The organism is Silvibacterium dinghuense, assembly GCF_004123295.1.
Classification (GTDB): domain Bacteria; phylum Acidobacteriota; class Terriglobia; order Terriglobales; family Acidobacteriaceae; genus Silvibacterium; species Silvibacterium dinghuense.
Genome location: NZ_SDMK01000003.1, coordinates 238,413 through 260,294, shown reverse-complemented (window position 1 = coordinate 260,294; position 21,882 = coordinate 238,413). Strand labels below are relative to the sequence as shown.

General features: G+C 61.5%; 16 protein-coding genes. 12 read left to right on the top strand and 4 right to left on the bottom strand.

Translation table 11 applies throughout. From position 1 onward, the window contains the following. Positions 1-39: 39 nt before the first annotated feature. The gene (gene otsB, locus ESZ00_RS15065) at positions 40-828 is read right to left on the bottom strand and encodes a trehalose-phosphatase (protein ID WP_129209133.1); all 789 of its coding nucleotides are present in this window, start codon (positions 826-828) and stop codon (positions 40-42) included. Continuing rightward, complete coding sequence (locus ESZ00_RS15060; RefSeq protein WP_129209132.1) at positions 825-2,339, bottom strand: alpha,alpha-trehalose-phosphate synthase (UDP-forming); 1,515 nt, start codon at positions 2,337-2,339, stop codon at positions 825-827. The genes otsB and ESZ00_RS15060 overlap by 4 nt, the downstream gene beginning before the upstream one ends. Positions 2,340-2,662: 323 nt before the next feature. Between ESZ00_RS15060 and ESZ00_RS15055 the strand changes: the two genes are divergently transcribed. From ESZ00_RS15055 to ESZ00_RS15010, 10 genes are all read left to right on the top strand, one after another. After that, complete coding sequence (locus ESZ00_RS15055) at positions 2,663-3,217, top strand: RNA polymerase sigma factor (protein WP_229741340.1); 555 nt, start codon at positions 2,663-2,665, stop codon at positions 3,215-3,217. After that, positions 3,207-3,836: a hypothetical protein gene (locus tag ESZ00_RS15050; RefSeq protein ID WP_129209131.1), complete on the top strand. Its 630-nt coding sequence runs from the start codon at positions 3,207-3,209 to the stop codon at positions 3,834-3,836. Before ESZ00_RS15055 ends, ESZ00_RS15050 begins: the two co-directional genes overlap by 11 nt. Positions 3,837-3,849: 13 nt before the next feature. Continuing rightward, complete coding sequence (locus ESZ00_RS15045; protein ID WP_129209130.1) at positions 3,850-4,380, top strand: hypothetical protein; 531 nt, start codon at positions 3,850-3,852, stop codon at positions 4,378-4,380. Between the two features lie 185 nt (positions 4,381-4,565). Beyond that, positions 4,566-8,204, top strand: coding sequence for a glycosyl hydrolase 2 galactose-binding domain-containing protein (locus tag ESZ00_RS15040; RefSeq protein WP_164981539.1), 3,639 nt, complete (start codon positions 4,566-4,568; stop codon positions 8,202-8,204). 107 nt (positions 8,205-8,311) lie between these two features. Next, complete coding sequence (locus ESZ00_RS15035) at positions 8,312-10,594, top strand: Tex family protein (RefSeq protein WP_129209128.1); 2,283 nt, start codon at positions 8,312-8,314, stop codon at positions 10,592-10,594. A 118-nt stretch (positions 10,595-10,712) separates the two neighbouring features. Continuing rightward, positions 10,713-11,909, top strand: coding sequence for an SIS domain-containing protein (locus tag ESZ00_RS15030; protein WP_129209127.1), 1,197 nt, complete (start codon positions 10,713-10,715; stop codon positions 11,907-11,909). Between the two features lie 50 nt (positions 11,910-11,959). After that, complete coding sequence (locus ESZ00_RS15025) at positions 11,960-13,927, top strand: alpha-galactosidase (protein ID WP_204520218.1); 1,968 nt, start codon at positions 11,960-11,962, stop codon at positions 13,925-13,927. Positions 13,928-13,965: 38 nt separating this feature from the next. Next, positions 13,966-14,925 carry a carbohydrate kinase family protein gene (locus ESZ00_RS15020; RefSeq protein WP_129209126.1) on the top strand — a complete coding sequence of 320 codons (960 nt, stop codon included), beginning with the start codon at positions 13,966-13,968 and terminating at the stop codon, positions 14,923-14,925. A 130-nt stretch (positions 14,926-15,055) separates the two neighbouring features. After that, positions 15,056-15,862 (top strand): transcriptional repressor AgaR, encoded by an 807-nt coding sequence (gene agaR / locus ESZ00_RS15015; protein ID WP_129209125.1) that lies wholly within the window; start codon positions 15,056-15,058, stop codon positions 15,860-15,862. Between the two features lie 63 nt (positions 15,863-15,925). After that, entirely contained in the window at positions 15,926-16,522 is a 597-nt protein-coding gene (locus ESZ00_RS15010; RefSeq protein WP_129209124.1) for a DinB family protein, read from the top strand. 145 nt (positions 16,523-16,667) lie between these two features. Here ESZ00_RS15010 and ESZ00_RS15005 read toward each other — a convergent pair whose 3' ends face one another. Both ESZ00_RS15005 and thiO read right to left on the bottom strand, forming a co-directional pair. Continuing rightward, positions 16,668-17,801 (bottom strand): citrate synthase, encoded by a 1,134-nt coding sequence (locus tag ESZ00_RS15005; RefSeq protein WP_129209123.1) that lies wholly within the window; start codon positions 17,799-17,801, stop codon positions 16,668-16,670. A gap of 208 nt (positions 17,802-18,009) precedes the next feature. Continuing rightward, complete coding sequence (thiO, locus tag ESZ00_RS15000) at positions 18,010-19,092, bottom strand: glycine oxidase ThiO (RefSeq protein ID WP_229741341.1); 1,083 nt, start codon at positions 19,090-19,092, stop codon at positions 18,010-18,012. A gap of 187 nt (positions 19,093-19,279) precedes the next feature. Here thiO and ESZ00_RS14995 point away from each other — a divergent pair, with 187 nt between their 5' ends. Further along, a complete protein-coding gene (locus ESZ00_RS14995; RefSeq protein ID WP_129209121.1) occupies positions 19,280-20,113 on the top strand; it encodes a hypothetical protein in 834 nt (277 codons plus the stop codon). A 304-nt stretch (positions 20,114-20,417) separates the two neighbouring features. Then, on the top strand, positions 20,418-21,845 hold the full coding sequence (locus ESZ00_RS14990) for an alkaline phosphatase family protein (protein WP_129209120.1): 1,428 nt from the start codon (positions 20,418-20,420) through the stop codon (positions 21,843-21,845). The last annotated feature ends 37 nt before the right edge of the window (positions 21,846-21,882 follow it).

Genomic DNA, 21,882 nt, shown 5'->3' with positions numbered 1-21,882 from the left:
GTAGAGCAGCAAAACAATCGCGAAGTCCCAGGGTCAGTCTCAGACTGTTGCGCGGCAGGAAACCGCTTCTCGAATGAGTTCGAGCACTCGTCCGACTTCGCCGGGATCGCCGACCCGGAAGCGCGCGGAAGTCGGACCTTCGCCGACCTTGATGGAAATGGAATCGGGCACGGAGCGGAAGATGTCTTCGTCGGTGCGGTCATCGCCCATCGCGATGATGAGTGGCGCCGGGGACGCGATCTGCTGGAGTATCCACTCGGCAGCTTTGCCCTTATGCCAGTCGACCCGTGGCCGGACTTCGATCACCAGTTTGCCTTCGTGCAGGACGACGAAATTTGTATACGACGCTGTGACAGATTGGGTGATCTGTTTGACGCGCGGAGCGAGCGACGGATCGACATTGCGATAGTGAACGCTGAGGCTCGACTGCTTGTCTTCCACCTGCGCCCCGGGGATCGCGTGCAGCTTCTCGGCAAGCTTCGCGCTGACCGCGCGAAGCACCTCGGTGGATTGGATGAGGTCCACACCATGAAAATCCAGTCCGGGGCCTTCGATTTCGAGACCGTGATTGCCGGCATAAATGGCGTTGAGACCGACACGCGAGCGCAGGTCCGCGAGAGCGCGTCCGCTGATGAAGGCCAGCGTCACTCGCGGCGAGCTCTGGAGTGCAGTAAGAGCGGCACGCGTGGGCTGAGGCAGGGCAGCAAGCTCAGGCCGCTGGACGAGCGGTGCGAGCGTGCCATCGAAGTCGAGCAGCAACACCACTCGGGATGAGGATGCGACGGCATCGCGCAGCTGCGGGAGATAGGTGGCGAGGGGCGTAGTCATTCTATTTCCTCTTCGTCTTCTGATTGCGTGGATGGAATCTCAAAGCGAAGCAGCTGCGAGAGGATATTCGCGGCCCAGTGGTAGATATTGTTTTCTTCCACCTCGCGGCGCATGCGCCGCATGCGTTTGCGCCGCTCCTCCTGCTTCATATGGACGGCCTGGGCGATGGCTTCGGCGATTTCGCCGATCGCGAAAGGGTTGACCAGCAGCGCGTCGGAGAGTTCGCGGGCGGCGCCGGTAAAGCGGCTGAGAATGAGCACCCCGTCCTCATCGAAGCGGCTGGCGACATACTCCTTGGCGACCAGGTTCATGCCGTCATGCAGCGAGGTGACGACGCAGAAATGGGCAAGGCGATGGAGCGCGATCAGCTGGCGCGGCGTGAAGTATTGCTTGAGGAAGATAACCGGCTTCCATGAGCCGGTGGCCCACCGGGTGTTGATGGTGTCGACCAGCTTTTCCACTTCTTCGCTGACCGCCTGGTACTGCTCGATCTGCATGCGGCTGGGCACGCCGATCTGCACAAACTGAATGCGGCCCCTGTACTCGGGGTGCTGTTCGAGGAAGTAGTCGAAGCCATGCAGGCGATCGGGAATGCCCTTGGTGTAATCGATGCGGTCGATGCCGATGCCGAGAAATTCTATGCCTGAGCTGTCGAGGTTCAGCTGCCTGCGCCACTCCTCCATGTCTGCCTGGACTTCCGGGCCGAAAGCGGTGCGTACGTGCGCGTCGAAGTCGATGCTGATGGGGAAGGGACGCACCAGGGTTTCGTGGCCGCCGCGCTGCACGTTGGACTGCTCGTTATTGACGATGGCTTCGATATTCCGGTCAATGGTCTCGAGGAAATTTGTGCAGTGATAGCGGAGCTGGAAACCGAAGAGATCGTTCCCCAGCAGGCCGTCGAGAATCTCCTCCTTCCAGGGGAAGGCGCGGAAGGCTTCGGCATTGGGCCATGGAATATGCCAGAACTGCGCGACGATCAGTTTGGGGTTGCGCTCCTTGAGCATGCGCGGAAGCAGCGCGAAGTGATAGTCCTGGATGAAGACAAAGGCAGCTTCATCACCGGCCTCTTCGAGGATGGCGTCGGCAAAGATCTGGTTGGCGCGGCGATAGCTCTCCCAGTCGCGCGGACGGAAGGTGGGGCGCACAAAAGAGGCATGGCAGAGCGGCCAGAGTCCTTCGTTGGCCATGCCGTTGTAGAACTCACGCTGGAGCTGCTCGTCGATCCAGACGCGGCGCAGCGTGTAGGTGGGATTGTCGGGCGGGACAGCAACGTGATCGTGCTCATCGACAGATTCACGATCCGCATCGCCCGTGCCCTGAGCGATCCAGGTGCCGTTCGCGGCCTGCAACACAGGGTCGAGCGCCAGAGCCAATCCGCCAGCAGGGCGGCTGGCAACCATCTCCTCTCCTTTCCAGCTATGTACATAGGGCTCGCGGTTGGAGACGACGAGGAACTTTACCCCCTGAAGCTCCCTGTGCATGAGCCGCTGCAGTGTCTTGCGATTGGACATGCTCTCTATCTTTCCGGGGCGCGCAAACCGGAGGGCGCGGATGCGAACCGTCCGTGGCAGCCACCTGCTGAATGGATTGCTGGCCGTAGTGGAGGCGACGCTGCTGTGGCGCCGCGAGAAGCAATGAAATTAAGTCTTATCCATTGGATGAAGAATTCATCAGAATGGCTGTCTGGGCCGGGATTTTGCTCAAACACACAAAGCCCGAAGAAATTGCAGAAAACGGTGTGAAGAAAAATGAACACTTTGCTCCATTCTGCCGTCCTCGCGAGTGAAGGCATGCGATACGGAACACGGCGGCAGGGAGTGGGGAGCCTGAGGCTTTGAACGCGGTAGAGGAGGCGGAGTTCGAGGCGATGGTGTCGCGGCATGCGCGGTTTGTGGTGCGCGTAGCCTATGCGGTGCTGCGCCATCGGCAGGACGCCGAGGATGCGGCGCAGGAGATGTTTCTCAAGCTCTATCGCAACCGGACGTGGCAGGGCATGAAGAATGAGCGCGCGTTTCTGGCCAGGACGGTGTGGCGGGTGGCGCTCGATCACCTCCAGGCGGATCGGCTGCCGGCGCGAACGCGGATGGAAAGCCTGAGCAGCGACGAGGCAGCATGGGAGCCGGTTTCGATGGAGTTATCGCCCGAGCAGAGAGTCGCAGACGCAAGCGCCGTGGCCGCAGTGCATAGGATGATCGATGCCTTGCCGGAGGAGTTTCGGCAGGTTCTGGCGCTCTCTGCGGTGGAGGAGATGAATTCCCGTGAGATGGCCGAGGTGCTGGAGGTTCCGGAGGGCACGGTGCGTACGCGGCTGATGCGGGCCCGGCAGATGCTGAAACAGAAGATGGCGGCAACCATGGGGCGGGAAAAGGAGGGACGCTATGCGCGATAGGGCAGACGACGAACTGGATTCTCTGCTCGATGCGGCGCTCGAGACCTATGTGCTGGTCGAGTATGAGGATGAGGCCGTCGCTGGAGTGAAATCGCGCACCATGGCTGCGGTGCGGGCGCAGGTGTTATTGGAAAAGAAGTCCGGACGCAGGATCGCATGGCCGCTGTGGGCTCTGCCGGTGGCAGCCGTCCTGGTCATGGCAGCGGTGTTGCTGCTGTCGCGGCAGCGTGTGGATGTAAAAGGTCTGGCCATGAGCGCGCCGGAGAAAGTTTCCGATCGGCACGAGACGCGAGCTGCTTCTCCTGGCGCCATGCAGGCACAAGTGGAGTTTCCGCAGGCGTCGCATCCTGCGATTCGGCACGTGAGTTTGCAAACCGAGCGAATCGCGAATCCAGTTTCCGAGCCGCTGCCGAAGCTGGATGTATTTCCTACACCTACGCCGTTGTCTCCAGAGGAGCAGGCGCTGGCAGCGATGGCACAGCGCAATCCGCAGCAGGCACAGCAGGCTATGACCATGCCGGAGCATAAGCCGATTGAACCTTTAAACGTTAAGCCGGTGATGATTGCGGCGATTCGAATTCCACCATTGAACCCGTCCGACACGGACGAGAATAAATAAACAGGAGGCAGTAATGAGGAAGTGGGGATGGTCAGGTGTGCTGGTGTTGGGGATGCTGTGTTGGGGTGCATGCGCAACAGCGCATGCGCAGGATGCACAGAGCACCGTCAAGGCGGATGCTCACGACTATGCGCTGGATTTTCTTGTGAAAGAAATCAATGCGGAAGGGAAAGTGGCCAATAGCCGTAACTATCACGTAGTCTTGTCCGGCGATCATCGGAACTCCACAGTCCGCTCAGGAACGAAAGTCCCGATCCAGACGGGCACAAATGGTATTCAGTACCTGGATCTGGGAGTGAGCATCGATTGCTCAAACACGCAGGAGACGCCAACCGGTGTATCGATCAGGATTGGTGTCGAGGTCAGTAGCCTGGCCGAAGCATCTGGAAGCAGCGCTACGCCAGGCACTCCCGTCGTCCGCCAGAACAAATGGGAGACGAATGCGGTTCTGCCTCTCGGTAAGCCGATGCAACTCTTCTCGTCCGACAATCTGGAAAACAAGGGAAAGATGGAGTTCGAAGTCACGGCCACGCGCATACCGTAGCGCTCTACTGTCCGGCTTCTCAACTTGTGAGGCTGAACCACCATTTCTGCTCTTCCTGACTTGATGCCGTGTGAGGTTCGGCGGTAGTGTGGACCCTGTGCCCTGGTTATGCGATGACGCTTATGCGATTTACTCGCAGCCATGAGAGGGCACGGCCAGTTGATAGAGCCAGACGAAAGGGTTCGATGTCCACCTCACGACGCGTTTTTTTGAAGAGCACCCTGATTGCGGGCGCAGGCATGGCCATGCCTGCCGCCCATGCCTCTGCCGAGACTTCTTCTGCTGTTGCGGATGCTCCTGCGGGCTTTACTGATGCGGCGGCTGCGCCTGCGGGAGCAGGCTTTACGCGTGGCATCGGGCTGTATCCGGGCGCGGCGGAGGAGAACTTTGCGCCGGAGCTGGTGATCGACGCGACCACCTATCGCAATCTGGCGCTGCGGCGGCCAGCGTATCACTCGAGCGCATATGACTATAATCTGACGGCACAGCTGGTGACCGACGGAGTGAAGGACACGCGGCTGCCGAGCTGGGTCGCGGTCTCGATGAATCGCCAGGGCGAGCTGCCGAAGCCCGATCGCGAGACGCTGCTGAACCATTACGAGGCGAGCCCGCAGGAACTAAAGGGAGCATCGCCCTCGGTGCAGGTGATGCTGGGCGGCGACGATCTGCCGGAGATCGACAAGCTCAAAGTCTTTCTCGTGATGCCGAAGCATGTTCCGGCATCGGCCATCCGGCTGACTATCTCTGTCTCGGACGACGGACGTACCTGGACGGAAGCGGCGAGCCTGGAGGGACCGGACCCGGCCTCCCCCGCACCGTATCCGCCGGATATGTCGCGCGGGACAAATCTTTTTTATCCCGAGATTCCGCTGAAGCAGGCTTATCGCAGCCGCTACTACGAGGTGAAGTGTTCGCTTGCGCAGGGCGAAGAGGGCGCGCAGTGGCAGATGGGGCAGATCGAGTTCTGGCATGGCAGCGAGCGCGTCCAGGTCGGTGGCCCCTACAGCTTTACCAGCGCGTGGATGAGTGCGGGCTCGGGCGAAGAGTGGGTGTACGTGGACCTGGGAGCACGCTGCGAGTTCGATCGCATTGCGCTCTACTGGGTTGCGCGTGCGGCTGAGGGAAAAATTCAGCTTTCGGATGACGCAGAGTCATGGCGCGACCTGCAATCTCTGGCAGCAAGTACGAACCAGGTCGATGATATTCATCTGCCTTCGCCCGAGCGTGCGCGCTACGTGCGCGTGCTGATGACGCAGCCAACCTCGGCGCAGGGATATCTGCTGAGCGAGATCGAGGTGTACGGGCGCGGCGGCTTAGTGGCGAAGCCGAAGGCTGCGCAGCAGCCAACGCCGGATGGCAGTCTTAATTTGGCCGGTGGAGCATGGCGCGTAGAACGCATTTCGGCGACAGGCTCTGCAACCGGCGAAGCGCTTGCGACGGCCGGTTATAAGGACGAGAGCTGGGTGGTCGCAACGGTGCCGGGTACGGTGCTGACTTCGTATCTGAATGCGGGCGCGATCCCCGATCCGAATTTCGGTCAGAATCAGTTACATATTTCAGATTCATATTTCTATTCCGACTTCTGGCATCGCACCGAGTTCACCGCACCGGTTGTAGCGCACGGGCAGACGACATGGCTGAACTTCGACGGTATCAACTGGAAGGCCGATGTCTACCTGAACGGCGAGAAGCTGGGCCGGATTGAAGGCGGCTTCATGCGTGGGCAGTTCGATGTGACCGGCAAGCTGAAGCCGGGGCAGGCGAATGCGCTGGCAGTGAAGGTGGAAAAGAACGCGACACCGGGCGCCTGCAAGCAGAAGACCTGGGAGAATCCGAGCCGCAACGGTGGAGCGCTGGGGCGCGACAATCCGACCTATCATGCGTCGATCGGCTGGGACTGGATTCCGACGATTCGCGGGCGCAACAGCGGCATCTGGGGCGATGTCTATCTATCTGTAACCGGATCGGTGACAGTTGAGAATCCGCTAGTGGTTTCGACCCTCCCGCTGCCCGATACTTCGCATGCGGATGTGAAGATCGAAGTGGAGCTGTGGAATCACAGCGCGAAACCGGTGACCGGCACGCTCAAGGGCACATTCGGCGCGGTGAAGTTTGCCCAGCACGTGGACCTGGCAGCCTCGGAACGGAAAGCGATCCGCCTGGACACGACGACGCACCCGGAGCTGCGCATCGACAAGCCGGAGCTGTGGTGGCCGGCGGGCTATGGCGAGCCGCACCTCTACGATGTCGAGCTGAATTTTGAAGGCCGTGATCACAAGGTCACCGACTCGAAGAAGTTCAAGGCCGGCATTCGTCAGATGACCTTCAGTGAAGAGGGCGGCAAACTCAGACTTTGGATCAATGGTCGAAGGTTCGTTGCGCGTGGTGGCAACTGGGGCTTCGGCGAATCGATGCTGCGCTATCGCGCGCGCGAGTATGACGCGGCCCTGCGCTATCACCGCGAGATGAACTTCACCATGGTGCGCAACTGGGTGGGGCAGATCGGCGACAAGGCATTTTGGGAGGCATGCGATCGTCACGGCATCGTAGTGTGGCAGGACTTCTGGCTGGCGAATCCGTGGGATGGTCCGATCCCCGACGACAACGCGCTCTTCCTCAAGAATGCGCGCGACTACATCCTGCGCATCCGCAGCCACGCTTCGATCGGCCTCTATTGCGGACGCAATGAGGGCTATCCGCCGCCGGTGCTCGACGCGGGCATTCGCAAGCTGCTCGCGGAACTGCATCCGGACATTCACTACATCGGCAGCTCGGCCGACGACGTGGTGAGCGGGCATGGGCCGTACAACGCGCTGCCCACGGCGGTGTATTTCGACATGGCGGACAGCCGCATGCACAGCGAGATCGGCATGCCGAATATCCCGCCGATCGAGAGCGTGCGCGCGATGATGCCGGAGAAGGCAATCTGGCCGCAGGGGCTCGACTGGGGCCTGCATGATTTTTCGCAGACCGGCGCGCAGGGTGGCAGCTCGTTCCTGCGCATCATTGAAGACAGCTACGGTGGCGCGCAGTCGGGCGAGCAGTGGGTCGAGCTGGCTCAGTTCGTGAACTACGAAGGCCATCGCGCCATGTTCGAGGCGCAGAGCAAGTACCGTATGGGCGTGCTGCTGTGGATGAGCCATCCCTGCTGGCCGTCGTTTGTGTGGCAGACCTACGACTACTATTTCGAGCCGACGGCCGCGTACTTCGGTGCGAAGAAGGGCTCGGAGCCGCTGCACATCCAGTGGAATCGCACGACGGGCAAGATCGAGGTGGTGAACTACAGCGGCGGCAGCCAGAGCGGGCTGACGGCGCAGGCCGAGATCGTGAACCTCGATGGCGCCCAGAAGTGGTCGAAGACGGCATCGCTCTCGAGCGCGGAAGACAGCACGGAGACACCGATCGAGATTCCCGCGATCGACGGGCTGACGTCGGTGCACTTCCTGCGGCTTTCGCTCACGCAGAGCGGTAAAGAAGTCTCGAGCAACTTCTATCTGCGTGCAATCAACGAAGGCGATTACCGCGCCATCCGGCAGCTGGCGAAGGCCCAGGTGCGAGCGACCACGAAGACCGTGCAGCAGGGCGAGGTGTGGACGCTGACGACGGAGCTGGAGAACACGTCGCAGATTCCGGCGCTGATGGTGCGGCTCAAGGCGGTGCGCGAGCGCAGCGGCGACCGTATTCTGCCGGCGATCTACAGCGATAACTATATCGCTCTGATGCCGGGTGAGAAGCACACGGTTACCATCGAGCTGAAGCACGCGGACACGCGTGGTGAGGCGGCGAAGGTGGTGGTGAGCGGTTTCAATGTGGTCGAGGCCTAGTTTGTTTCTTCCCCACCCAAGCAAAACCAGCTTGGGTGGGCCACCTTTACATTTACGGCTCCATTACATTTCCTCACGGGGCGCGTTTAGCATGAATGCAGACGTTCATGAGCGACCCGAAGAATCTCTCCCCTGAAGTTCTCACACACATTGCGAACCTTCTCGAGCTGCCGTTGCGCAGCGTTGTTTCCGTCATCGAACTGCTCGATGCGGGCGGCACAGTGCCGTTTATCGCGCGTTATCGCAAGGAGCAGACAGGCAATCTCGACGAGGTGCAGATTCGCAATATCGAAGAGAAGCTGGCCTACTTCCGCGAGCTCGAAGACCGGCGCGAGACCGTGCTTTCTTCGATTGCCGAGCAGGGCAAGCTCACCGATGAGCTGAAGGCCCGCATCGAAAAGGTGCTCGAAAAGAGCGAGCTCGAAGATCTGTATCTGCCCTACAAGCCCAAGCGCCGTACCAAGGCGACCGTAGCGCGCGAGAAGGGTCTGGAGCCGCTGGCGCAGTATCTGTGGGCGCAGGAGCCGGGCACGCAGTCACTCGACGAACAGCTGCCTGCGTATATCAACGCCGAGCTGGGTGTGGCGGATGCGAACGAGGCGCTTGAGGGCGCGCGGCACATCGTGGCCGAGTGGATCACCGAAGTCGCCGAGCTGCGCAAGGCGCTGCGGCAGCTCATGTTCGACGAGGGCGTGGTGGTGAGTAAGAAGGCTCCCGACGCCAAGGACGAGCAGGAAAAGTTCAAGATGTATTACGAGTATCGCGAGGCGGCGAAGATGATTCCGTCGCACCGCATGCTCGCCATCCGGCGCGGCGAGAGCGAGAACGTGCTGTACTTCCTCATCGAGCTCGAAGCCGAGCGGCCGCTGGGCCTGATGCGCTCGCATGTGCTGAAGGCGCAGCAGGGCGACTGGACGCGGCAGATCGAGCTTGCGATTGAAGATGCATGGACGCGGCTGCTGAACTCCTCGATCCAGGCGGAGATTCGCCTCGAGCTGAAGCAGCGCTCGGACCTCGACGCCATCGGCGTCTTCCGCGACAACCTCTTCAACCTGCTGCTCTCACCGCCTGCTGGACCCATCGCCGTGCTGGGCATTGACCCGGGCTTGCGCACGGGCTGCAAGATCGCCGTGGTGGACGAGACAGGCAAGATGCTCGCGCATGACGTGATCTATCCGCATACCTCGAAGCACGGCATTGCCGAAGCAGGCGAGAAGCTGGCGCGGCTGATGCAGCAGCACCCGGTGAGGGCCATCGCCATCGGCAACGGCACGGCTTCGCGCGAGACCGACTCGTTCGTGCGCAGCTTCCTGCGTGAGAAGCAGCTCGAGAACATCTTCTCGGTCACGGTGAGCGAATCGGGCGCGAGCGTGTATTCGGCTTCCGATATCGCACGGCAGGAGTTCCCCGATCTCGACCTCACGGTGCGCGGGGCAATCTCGATTGCTCGCCGTTTGCAGGATCCGCTGTCCGAGCTGGTGAAGGTCGATCCGAAGTCCATTGGTGTGGGGCAGTATCAGCATGACGTGGACCAGCGCCAGTTGAACGACTCGCTCGAGAAAGTCGTCGAGAGCTGCGTGAACCGCGTGGGCGTCGACCTGAACACTGCTTCGTGGACGCTGCTGCGCTACGTGGCCGGCGTCACCGAGCGCACGGCCATCAACATCGTGCAGTATCGTGACCTGAACGGACGCTTCCGTTCGCGTGCGCAACTGCGCGATGTAGCCGGAGTCGGCCCGAAGACCTTCGAGCAGGCCGCGGGCTTTCTGCGCATCCGCGGCGGCGAGCAGCCGCTGGATATGACAGCGGTGCACCCGGAGTCGTACCCGGTGGTCGAGCAGATTTCGACCATGCTCGGAACTTCGGTGGAAGAGATCATTAAGAAGCCGGAGCTGCTGGAGAAGGTCGACCGCAGCCAGCTGACTGCAGGCGTCTTCACGCTGAATGACATCCTCGAAGAGCTGCGCAAGCCGGGTCGCGATCCGCGCGACAAGTTCGTCGCGCCCAGCTTCCACGATGAGGTGCACGAGATCAGCGATCTGCGCGATGGCATGGTGCTCGAGGGCATCGTGACCAACGTGACCAAGTTCGGCGCGTTCGTCGATATCGGTGTGCACCAGGATGGCCTGGTGCACATCAGCGAGCTCTCGAACAAGTTCATCAAGGAGCCATCCGAGGCGGTGAAAGCCGGGCAGATCGTCAAGGTGAAGGTGATGAGCGCGGATGCAAAGACCAAGCGCATTTCGCTTTCGATCAAAGCCCTGCTGGCGCCCTCGGCTCCGCAACCGAAGAAAGGTGGCGGCAAGCCGGCGGCGAAGGCCGAACCGGCGAAACCGCTCTCCATGAACGAGAAACTGGCAGCGCTTTCCAGCAAATGGAAGGTGCGCTGAGGCGAAATTTTAGTGAAATCGGAGAAGTATTTTCCGATTTCCTTTGATTTCGATTGATTACGATGCGAAAGCGGGTGTAAAACGGGTCTGGTGAAAGCCTTGTGAAAGGACCAATGATTTGCCGGACCCTATTTCCGCACTCTTAGCGCTTCCTGAAGCAGAGCGCGAGGCCCGTGGGCTTCGCGATACCCCCGGAGAAATTGCGCAGCAACCCGAAACCTGGAGGGAGACGGCCGAAAGGCTGATCGGCCTCCGGTCCGAACTCGAGGCCTTCCTGACGGAGGTGCTGCGCGTGGAGCTGGGAGCGGCTGCGCCGGTGGTGATCCTGGTCGGCGCCGGAACCTCGGACTATATCGGGCGCGCGGTGAGCCGTGTGCTGCGGCAGCGGTGGGGCTGCGAAGTGCAGGCGGTTCCGAGCACAGAGCTGCTGACCAATTTTGACGATTTTGTGCTGCCGGAGCGGCGGTACCTGTTTGTTTCGTTTTCGCGTTCGGGCGAGAGCTCAGAGGGCGTGGCGGTGCTGGCGCAGGCGCTCGAGCGCTATGGCCGCCAGGTGCGGCATCTGGTCATCACCTGCAATGCGCAGGGGGCAATGGCGAAGTTCCCCGGCGTCTTCACGGTGGAACTGGATGCGCGGGTCAACGATCGTGGCTTGGCTATGACCAGCTCGTTCACGAACATGGTGCTGGCCGGCATCTTCCTGGGATTTGTCACCGATACTGAGCTTTATGCGCGGAATGTCGCAGCACTGGCCGATGCCGGAGCGCGGGTGTTGCCGCAGGTGGCCACGGTGTCGGAGACCCTGGCAGATCAAGGCTTCTCGCGGATGTGCTTCCTCGGCTCGGGCTGCCTGCAGGCGGTCGCGGATGAGTCTTCCCTGAAGGTGCTGGAGCTGAATGCGGGCAAGATCCCGACGATTGCGCAGTCGGCGCTGGGATTGAGGCACGGACCGCTTTCGTTTGTGGATGAGAAGACGCTGGTCGTGGCGTTTCTTTCCGGCGATGAGCTGCGGCAGCAGTATGAATTGGATCTGCTCGAAGAGATCCGGGAGAAGCAGCTCGGCGGCGGAATTCTGGTCATGACTCCGCAGCGCCTGGAGCGGCTTGAGGCACTGACACCGCATGTGATCGACCTGCAGCTCCCAGCCGGTTTCCCGGATGCCTTCCGGCCTCCGGTGGATGTGCTGGCCGGGCAGTTGCTGGGACTCTTCTTCTCGATCCGCAACGGGATTCCGCCGGATGCGCCAAGCACGGGGGCCATCAGCCGTGTTGTTTCTCATGTGAAGATTTACAACTCTGCGGTCAGGAGCCGGTAATGGTGCGTCGGTGCTCGTTTCCCTTGTGTAGCCTCTCCAGAACCGGAGTAATGGCTCTGGCCTTCTCCATGGCCGTTGCCTCGTCTGCCTTTGCGCAGGCGGGCAGGGCAGAGGCAAATCATCACGGTGACAGTTACACACTCGGGAACGAGGTGATCGCCGCGCACTGGTCGGTTGCCGATCATCATCTTTCGGCGCTGACAGTGGAGGATCGTCTGCATCACACGAGCCTCACGCTGCCGGCGCCCTTTGCGCTGCGCTTCAAAACCGGAGAGATCGAGAGCCCGGCAAACCTGACCGTGACCGATGCAGGCTTTCACGCGCTTGCCGCGGAGAGCCATGTATCGCGGGCCTCGGATGGGATTCCAGGGCAGGAGTTCGATGCCACCTTCGAAGATCCTGCTGCTGCGGTCACGGTGAAGTGGAGCGTGGTGTTGCGCGATGGCTCGCAATATCTGCGGCAGTTCATCACGCTGACCGCCGGGGCAAAGGACGCACCGGTTGAGCAGGTACGTCTGATCGATACCGCATTGCCCGAGGCGCAGGTGCTGGGATCGGTGAAAGGCTCGCCGATTGTGGATGGCGACTTCTATCTCGGCTTTGAGCATCCGCTCTCGGACAGCAAAGTCACGGCTGGCCGGGCTACGGCGGCCATCGACCGCGATCTGCCGCTCAAGGCAGGGCAGTCGGTCACGTATTCATCGGTGGTGGGCGTGGCGCGGACCGGGCAGCTGCGCCGCGATTTCCTGGCGTATATCGAGCGCGAGCGGGCGCATCCATACCGCACATTCCTGCATTACAACTCGTGGTACGACATCGGCTATTTCACTCCCTACGGTGAGAAGGATGCGCTGGACCGGGTGAATGCCTTTGGACAGGAGCTGCACGAGAAGCGCGGCGTGACGCTGGATTCCTATCTCTTCGACGATGGATGGGATGACCATACGACGCTCTGGAGCTTCAACAAGGATTTTCCGAACGGCTTCACGCCGATCCGTGAAGCCGCGGAGAAGTACGGGGCTGAGCCCGGTGTGTGGATGTCGCCGTGGGGCGGCTACGCGGGACCGAAGAAGGAGCGCATCGCCTACGGGAAGAAGGAAGGCTATGAGATCGTGGACAACGGCTTCGCGCTCTCCGGGCCGAAGTATTACGACCGTTTCCGCGATGTGTGCCTGGAGATGATCCAGAAGTATGGCGTGAACCAGTTCAAGTTCGACGGAACAGGCAACGCGGACAGCGTCTTTCCGGGCAGCAGCTTCGACAGCGATTTTGGCGCGGCGATTCACCTGATCGGCGAGCTGCGCGCGGTGAAGCCGGATATCTATATCAACCTGACGACGGGCACGTATCCTTCGCCCTTCTGGCTGCTGTATGCGGACTCGATCTGGCGCGGCGGCGAGGATGACGGCTTCGAGGGCGTGGGTACCTATCGCGAGCGCTGGATTACGTATCGTGACTCGGACACCTATGCCGAAGTGGTGAAGGCGGGGCCGCTCTATCCGCTGAATTCGCTGATGCTGCACGGCATGATCTACGCATCGCGCCGCAAGCACCTGAACGACGATCCGGGGAACGATTTCCCAAACGAGATCCATTCGTATTTCGGCACCGGAACGCAGCTGCAGGAGATGTACATCACGCCGTCCCTGATGACGGAGCAGAACTGGGACGATCTTGCCGAGGCGGCGAAGTGGTCACGCTCCAACGCCGATGTGCTGAAGGATACGCACTGGGTCGGCGGCGATCCGGCGTGGCTCGAACCCTATGGATGGGCATCGTGGTCGCCGCGGCGTGGCATTCTGGTGCTGCGCAACCCGAGCGACAAGCCGCAGTCGATTGCGATCGACCTGCAGAAGGTTTTTGAGCTGCCCAGGGGCGCCGCGCAGCGCTACACGGCGAAGAGTCCGTGGAAGGCGGATGCCGGCAAACCGGCGCTCGAGCTGCGCGCGGGTGAGGCACATACCTTTGCGCTGCAGCCTTTCGAGGTGCTGACGCTCAATATCGATCCACGTCCGTAAGATTCACGCCAGTAAAACAGAAAGAAATGACTGAAACGATGAAGCAATTCGATGTGATTGTTCCCGGCGAGATCAATCTGGACCTGATCCTTGCCGGGCTGCCGGAAGAGATGCCGCTGGAACGCGAGCTGCTGGGCGATGATTTTGCCGTGACGCTGGGCAGTTCGTCGGCGATCCTCGCGCATAATCTTGCGGTGCTGGGGGCCCGGGTAGGCTTTATTACCTGCACGGGAGGCGATGATTTCGGCCGCCTGGCGCTGGAGCGGCTGGGGGCGAGCGGCGTGGACCTTTCGCAGTGCTTTCACTCCAGGCGCGGGATCAAGACGGGCGTGACGCTGCTGCTGCCGCATGGCAAAGAGCGGCACATCCTGACCTACCAGGGCACGATGGCCGAGATGGCAGTAGCCGATCTCGACCTGAACTATCTGAAATCGGCCCGGCATGTGCACGTGTCGTCGCTCTATCTGCAGACGGCTCTGGCGCCGGGGCTGCCCGCGCTCTTCCGCGAGCTGAAGAATGCCGGGGTGACGCTCTCCCTGGATACCAACGACGATCCGGCGGACCAGTGGGGCGCGCCGCTCGAGGAGCTGCTGCCGCTGGTGGATTTCTTCTTCCCGAACGAGCAGGAGCTGCTGCGCATCACCGGCAAGCCGAACCTCGATGAGGCGCTGGAGGCGATCGGGAAGCTGGCCTCCTGCGTGGTCGTGAAGTGCGGGGCGCGGGGCTCGGTGGTGCAGACGCGTGAGGGACGCATTGTGGCCGAGGCGACGCCGGTTACGCCGGTGGATACCATCGGCGCCGGCGACAGCTTCAACGCAGGCTTTCTGGCTGCGTGGCTGCGCGGCCTTGACCTGAAGAGCTGCGCATACGCCGGCAATATCACCGGAGCGCTTTCGACCCAGCGGCCCGGGGGCACGGATGCGTTTCGGAATCCCGGGCTGGTGAAGCATTTTTTCGAAGAGAGGGCGTTTCCGTTTCCCGTCGAAACCAGCCGGTAAAGGCAGTATCCGGAGCTCAAGCCGGGGTTTGCGTGCAATCTCGGCTTGCTCCCTATAGCAGCGGCAAGTAGCATAGCCTTCATGTCCGGTGATGAATACCGGTACATTGCTGCGCTTTCTCATGAAAAAGATGACCCAACCGCAACGACGTGCTGCTTCTGTTGATGGCGATTCGCTGATGGCCGAGGAGCGGCGCCAACACATTCTCGCCATGCTGCAGGCGGAAGGGCGGGTGATCGTCGGCGATCTCTCGCAACACTTCGGCGTCTCGCAGATCACCATCCGCAAGGATCTGGACTCCCTGCAGGAGCGGGGCCTGTTGCAGCGCAGCCATGGCGGAGCACTTCCTCCATCGTCGAGCGCGCTCTTCGACCCCTCGCTGCAGGAGAAGCAGGAGCAGCGGGCGGCGGAGAAACAGCGCATCGCGGCTGCGGCCGTCAAGCTGGTGACCGACGGCAGTTGCGTCATGCTGGATTCAGGTACGACGACGGCGGCGATTGCCCAGGGGTTGCGGCGCTTCTCCTCGCTGACGGTCATCACCAACGGCATCAATATCGCGGCGGAGCTCGGCAATACCAACTTCGAGATCATCCTGACCGGCGGCTCGCTGCGGCGGAATTCCTTCTCGATGGTGGGGCCGATTGCCGAGGATGTGCTCAAGGAGATGCACGCCGACATCCTCTTTCTCGGCGTGGATGCCTTCGATGTGGAGTCCGGGCTCTTCACCCCGAATCTCCTCGAGGCCCGCGTGAACCGGGCGATGATTGCGGCTGCCCGGCGCGTGGTGGCGGTGTGCGACTCGACGAAGTTCTCGCGGCGCAGCCTCTCCCGCATTGCGCCGATTTCCGCGCTGCATCATGTGATTACCGACCGCGAGCTGCCGGAAACAGCCGCCGAAAGCATCCGCGCGCTGAATGTGGAATTGACGCTCGTTTGACGCTTGCTGGACGCCTGCCACGCGGCTTTCTGATAGGCTTGCTGCGCAGTTTGGGAGGCGGGAATGATCAGAAAGTGTTGTCTGATGACGGCGGCGTGCTGCGCCATGCTGTTGCTGCCGATGACGGGCAAGGCCCAGGAGAAATCTCAACCGAAGATGGCGGTGGAGGGAACTCCGCTGGCGCCGAGCGCAAGCCTGAACGCGGTGCTCTCTATCATGGAAAAGCAAGTGATGGGAGCGGCCGAGGCGATGCCGGCCGACAAGTATGACTTTGCGCCTGCGGTTCCGGGTGGCGACTTCAAAGGCGTGCGCACCTTCGGTGAACAGGTAAAGCATCTGGCGCAGGCCAATTATGAGTTTTTCCATGGTTGGGGCGTCGCGGGCGAGATCGATCCAAAGACGCTCGAAGGCCTGAAGACCAAGGATGAACTGGTCAAGGCGCTCAAGGACAGCTATGTCTATGCGCACGCGGCGATCAACTCGATTACTCCGCAGAACGCTTTTCTGGCATTGAAAGGGCCGGAGGCCTTCCAGTCGACGCGGGTTTCGATGGCCGCCTTTGCCGCTGCGCACTCGATGGATCACTACGGGCAGATGGTCGAATATCTGCGCATGAATGCGATCATTCCGCCGGCGAGCCGGCCAGGGGCGACGATGTAGGACTGCGCGTCCAGCGATAGGCGCCTTCGGCGCATTCCGTTGCTATTTAAGGGCTTTGGCGCTCCCGCTGGTCGCGAGCTTGCACGGTTGCAACAAGAAGGGCGTCCTTGCGGACGCCCTTCTTGTTGCGATGTGAAGTTTTCGTTTAGCGGCTTTCGATGGCGATGTACTTGGCCGGGTATTCGGGTCCAATATATTCGGCGCGCGGGCGGATGAGGCGGTTGTCGTCGAGCTGCTCGATGACGTGCGCAGCCCAGCCGGAGATGCGGCTGATGGCGAAGATCGGCGTGAAGAGATCGAGATCGATGCCCAGCGTGGTGTAGGTCGAGGCCGAGTAGAAATCGACGTTCGCGTTGAGCTTCTTCTCTTCCTTCACGAAGAGCTCGATCTTGCGGGACATCTCATACCACTTGGGGTTGCCGTCGGCCTTGCCCAGCGCCTCGGACATGCGGCGGAGGTGCGTCGCGCGCGGGTCCTCGGTGTGGTAGACGCGGTGGCCGAAGCCGGAGATCTTCTTCTTGGCGGCGAGCATCTCGCGCACGTATTCGACCGGGTCCGCGCCCTTCTGGTCGATTTCGAAGAGCAGGCGCATCACGGCTTCGTTCGCGCCGCCGTGCAGGGGTCCCTTGAGCGCGCCGATGGCGCCGGTGATGGCCGAGTGCACGTCGGAGAGGGTCGCGGCGATGACGCGCGCGGCGAAAGTCGAAGCGTTCAGCTCGTGGTCGGCGTGCAGGATCAGCGCGACGTCGAAGGTCTTGGTCGCGGTTTCGGAGGGCTTCTCGCCGGTAAGCTGCCAGATGAAGTGTGCTGCGTGGGAGAGCGACTTGTCGGCCGGGACGACATCCTTGCCCTTGCGGATGCGATCGAAGGCGGCGACGATCATCGGGATCTGGGCGGTCAGCGCGAAGCACTTGCGGATGTTGGAGTCATGATCGACGGCCTTTTCGTCGGCGTCGTACATGCTCAGCGCGGAGACGGCGGTGCGCAGCACCTCCATCGGAGTCGCAGTCTTGGGGAAGGCCTTGATGAGGTCGAGGATGGCCGGAGGAAGCTCACGGGCTTCGGCCAGCTTCTTGCTGAAGTCGGCCAACTCGGACTTGGTCGGCAGCTTGCCGTTCCAGAGGAGGTAGGTGGTTTCCTCGAAGGTGGACTTCTCCGCCAGTTCGTGAATGTCGATGCCGCGGTAGGCCAGCACACCCGCATCGCCGTCGATCCAGCAGATGCCGGAATTAGCCGCCACAATCCCTTCAAGTCCCTTCGCTGCCACCGCAGTCGCCATACGATTCTCTGCTCCTCTTGCTGAAAAGTTACGGATGAAATCCTTATCGGTTTTCGCGCCGTTTCTCCTGTTATCTGATGCCGGATTGCCCGAGATCGAACCAACGGCGCCTGGAGAAGAGGGTGCGCGGGCAAATGAGAGTCAACAGACGTTTATAACGCAGTCTGCATACGATTGTCATGCGGCCTGAGCCGCGTGCCGGGGCCTGTTACACCTGCACAGGAACACACTGTGATTGGACGGATGAGAGCGCGAACCGGTCGCACCGGAAAGGCGCGGGATCGATGCTGGGCCGGCGATTCTCAAGCATTTCACAGAGCAGGCGCGCGGTACCGGGCGCTAGCAGGATGCCGTTCCGATAGTGTCCGACTGCGGCCCAGGCGCGCTGCTCGCCGCGCTCTTCCTCCAGCGGGCCGAGCATGGGGAGCAGGTCAGGCGAACCGGGGCGAAGGCCGGCCCAGGTCTCGACCACAGCAGCGTTGCCGACAGGGGGCCAGAGCGCGGCCGCCCGGCGAAGCAGGGCCTGGATATCGTTCTCGTGGACCTGCTTGTCGAAACCGGCGTCTTCCACGGTTGCGCCGATGACGAAGCGGCCATGGCCGCGCGGCACGATGTAGATATCCGGCGTGCGCAGAACGCAGTCGAGAGGAGCATCGAGAGCCGCCTGGATCATCTGGCCCTTGCGGGGCGTGGCGGGAAGACCGGGAAGATTGCCCGCCCAGGCCCCCGTGGCGTAGACAATGCGGCCGGCCAGCCAGTTGCCGTCCGGGGTGACGATTTCGACGCCTTCGGTATGATTGCGCACGGACTGGACCGGAGTCTGCTCGAGGAGCGTGACGCCGGCAGCGCGCACCGCCACGGGCAGTGCGGCAACGAGATCGCGGGGATTGATGCTTTCCTCGTTCAGGAAAAAGATGCTTTTGCAGGGAGCCGTGAGGCCGGGAGCGACGGCGTCGATCTCTTCCCGCGAGGCCTCGGTGAAGCCTTCGGGGAGATGATGCGCAATCTGGAGGGTGCGCCGGGTGCGGACCGGGACGGCGTGGCCGGAGAGCTGCTCCACCTGCTGGCGGAAGCTGGTCCAGAGGCTGCGGCTGAGGCGCGAAAGCGGCTGGAGCGCAGCGGGATTCTCGGGGTCCGAGTCGGCGAGCATACCGGCTGCGGCCCAGGAAGCCTCGGAGGCAGCGCTCTCCCGTTCCAGGATTGTGACCTGGCGGCCGTTTGTTGCCAGCTCGAGTGCAAGGGAGAGGCCGATGATGCCGCCACCGACGATGGCAATTTCGGTATGGTTCACACGTCTTATTGTATGTCGTGCTGCAGGGGACGCGCCGATTTGGACTCTGGCGGAGTGGAGGCTGACCGGCTATGCTCACTGCATGCCGGCCACGGTACGGTCTTTACCGGACTGGCGGCCGGCGGTTTCGTCGCACAAGGAACCCGCGCCGAAGATCGTCCGTCTGTAAGAGAAAGGGTGCAACGCAATGAGTGAAGAAACATCGTTGAGCGGAGAACCGCGGAGCTATTCGGGACTGTTTCTGGTCCTTCTGGCTGTGGCCGTGCTGGCGGCAGTCGGCGGCCTGGGCTGGAGCTATTACCTTTCCGGACGGCTGACGAATGCCGAGGCAAAACTCTCCCAGGCGCAGCAGCAGAATGACAAGCTGAGTTCCGCGCTGGACGAGACCAACGCACGGCTGAAGGTGACCAGCGATACGCTGGGCAAGTCGCTGGGGCTGACGCAGAAGCAGTTGGAGATGCGCGCCGACGATCTGCTGCGCCGTCAGCAGTCCGACGCGGCGCGGCTCGAGACGGAGCAGAAGGAGACGCAGAAGGCTGTCTCTTCGGTTTCGAGCGATGTTTCGAACGTGAAGACCGATGTGGGAGGCGTGAAGACCGATCTTGGCAATACGCAGACGCAGCTCAAGTCGGATGAAGCGCAGTTGCAGAGCATGAAGGGCGACATGGGCGTGCAGAGTGGCCTCATCGCGACCAACCACGACGAGCTCGAGATTCTGAAGCACAAAGGTGACCGGAACTATTACGAATTCACTCTGGACAAGGGACAGCGCAAGCCGGTCTCGACGGTGAGCCTGGAGCTGAAGAAGGCCGACGCCAAGCACAGCCGCTACACGCTCGAGGTCTACGCCGACGACAAGAAGATCGAGAAGAAGGACCGCGGGCTCAACGAGCCGGTCCAGTTCTACACCGGCAAAGACAACAACCTGTATGAGCTGGTGGTGAACAGCATCGACAAGAACCAGGTGCGGGGATACATCTCCACGCCGAAGTCGGCGCCTGTGCCGGTGAGCACAAATTAGGGCCTCAGAAACTCGTAGCAGAAAGAACGCTCCTGAACTCCAGATCCTTTGATCACCGTTTGGCAAAAGCATGCCAGACGGGGATCAGGACGATGACAGGAGTGGAAGTTGCGGGCTGCTCTTCGTCCATCGCCGCATGCAGACACTCGGTTTGCGTCGTTTTTCTCTCCAGATTCCTTATTCCAGAAAACGCTTTCGACACGGGCAAGTTTTCACCTTGCTGTAACCCATGACTCGTACCTGCGCTGCAAAGATTGCGACGCAATCTGAATTATTTTGCTGTCTTTTCAGGGAGGAACAGAAAATGTTACGCAGCTTTCTCGAGCGGGCGGCCTGCGGATGTCTCGCCGCGGCGCTGGCATTCGGTACGCCGCAGTTTGCAGCCGCCGAATCCAGCCAATCTTCGAACCACGACGCGCAGGGCGACTCGCACCGCGTGCCCACTGCAGCCGCCGGCGTGAAGCATGTCTTCGTCATCGTGCTTGAAAACAAGAACTACGCGGTGACCTTCGGCTCGAGCACGCAGGACCCCTATCTGCAGAACACGCTGGTGCCGGAAGGCGCGCTGCTGACGCAGTATTACGGCACGGGCCATGTCTCGCTCGACAACTACATCTCGCTCATCAGCGGCCAGGCGCCTACGCAGGACACCGATGACGACTGCATTCCCAACCTGACTTCGAGCATCGGCAATTACAACAACGTGGACCAGACCGGCTGGGCGGCGCAGGGGCAGGTAGTGGCGCAGGGCGGCTGCATTTATGCCAAGGACGTGCCGAATCTTCCCAGGCAGCTCGACAAGGCGGGCCTGAGCTGGCGCGGTTATATGGAAGACATGGGCAATGATCCGACCCGGGAAAGCGCTACCTGCGGCCATCCGGCCATTGGCGTTGGCACGGACAACACGAACAGCGCCGTGGCGCCCAGCAGCTCGGTGCCGCTCGGCGACGCCTACGCCACCCGGCACGATCCCTTCATGTACTTCCATTCGATCATTGACGATCAGGCCTACTGCGGCAAGCATGTGGTCAACCTGAACGCGCTGGCCAGCGACCTCAAGAGCGCGGACACCACGCCGAACCTGGTCTTCATCACGCCCAACCTGTGCAATGACGGCCACGACGGCAGCGGCACCGGCGCGACGGGCACCACCTGCGCCAATGGCCAGCCCGGCGGATTGACCTCGGCCGACGCCTTCCTCAAGACCTGGGTGCCGCAGATCACCAACTCACCGGCCTTCAAGCAGGACGGCCTGCTGCTGATCACCTTCGACGAGAGCAACTACGCCACAGAGAGCGTCAGTGAGAACGCGAGCGGGCAGGAAGTGGTGTCCATCAACTATACGGGGCAGACCTGCTGCGATCAGCAGCCGGGCGCGAACCTGAGCGGCGTGCGTCCTGCGACGCTGACGCTGGTCGATACCTCTTCGCTGCTCGAGCAGCTGGTGTTCAACGGCTACGGCGGCGACCGCATCGGCGCTGTGCTGCTCTCGCCCTTCATCAAGGCGGGCAGCACCTCCGACACGCCTTATAACCATTACTCGATGCTCCGCAGCATCGAAGACATCTTCCATCTCGACCACATCGGCTACGCGGCCGACGATCGCAGGACCAGCTATCACCTGGACACGATCGGCGAGGATGAAGACATCTTCGAGAGCGGCGCGGGCACGGGTCGCAGCCATGAACCGGGCAACAACGGCGAGACGCCGTATGTGAAGCTCCCCTTCTAAGCTGTATCGATATAGAACTCATGCAAGCGATTGTCAT

Excerpts from the sequence above, each read along its gene's own strand:
- otsB (WP_129209133.1), bottom strand. The coding sequence starts at position 828 with ATGACTACGCCCCTCGCCACCTATCTCCCGCAGCTGCGCGATGCCGTC.
- ESZ00_RS15060 (WP_129209132.1), bottom strand. The coding sequence starts at position 2,339 with ATGTCCAATCGCAAGACACTGCAGCGGCTCATGCACAGGGAGCTTCAG.
- ESZ00_RS15050 (WP_129209131.1), top strand. The coding sequence starts at position 3,207 with ATGCGCGATAGGGCAGACGACGAACTGGATTCTCTGCTCGATGCGGCG.
- ESZ00_RS15045 (WP_129209130.1), top strand. The coding sequence starts at position 3,850 with ATGAGGAAGTGGGGATGGTCAGGTGTGCTGGTGTTGGGGATGCTGTGT.
- ESZ00_RS15040 (WP_164981539.1), top strand. The coding sequence starts at position 4,566 with ATGTCCACCTCACGACGCGTTTTTTTGAAGAGCACCCTGATTGCGGGC.
- ESZ00_RS15035 (WP_129209128.1), top strand. The coding sequence starts at position 8,312 with ATGAGCGACCCGAAGAATCTCTCCCCTGAAGTTCTCACACACATTGCG.
- ESZ00_RS15025 (WP_204520218.1), top strand. The coding sequence starts at position 11,960 with ATGGCTCTGGCCTTCTCCATGGCCGTTGCCTCGTCTGCCTTTGCGCAG.
- ESZ00_RS15020 (WP_129209126.1), top strand. The coding sequence starts at position 13,966 with ATGAAGCAATTCGATGTGATTGTTCCCGGCGAGATCAATCTGGACCTG.
- agaR (WP_129209125.1), top strand. The coding sequence starts at position 15,056 with ATGACCCAACCGCAACGACGTGCTGCTTCTGTTGATGGCGATTCGCTG.
- ESZ00_RS15010 (WP_129209124.1), top strand. The coding sequence starts at position 15,926 with ATGATCAGAAAGTGTTGTCTGATGACGGCGGCGTGCTGCGCCATGCTG.
- ESZ00_RS15005 (WP_129209123.1), bottom strand. The coding sequence starts at position 17,801 with ATGGCGACTGCGGTGGCAGCGAAGGGACTTGAAGGGATTGTGGCGGCT.
- ESZ00_RS14995 (WP_129209121.1), top strand. The coding sequence starts at position 19,280 with ATGAGTGAAGAAACATCGTTGAGCGGAGAACCGCGGAGCTATTCGGGA.
- ESZ00_RS14990 (WP_129209120.1), top strand. The coding sequence starts at position 20,418 with ATGTTACGCAGCTTTCTCGAGCGGGCGGCCTGCGGATGTCTCGCCGCG.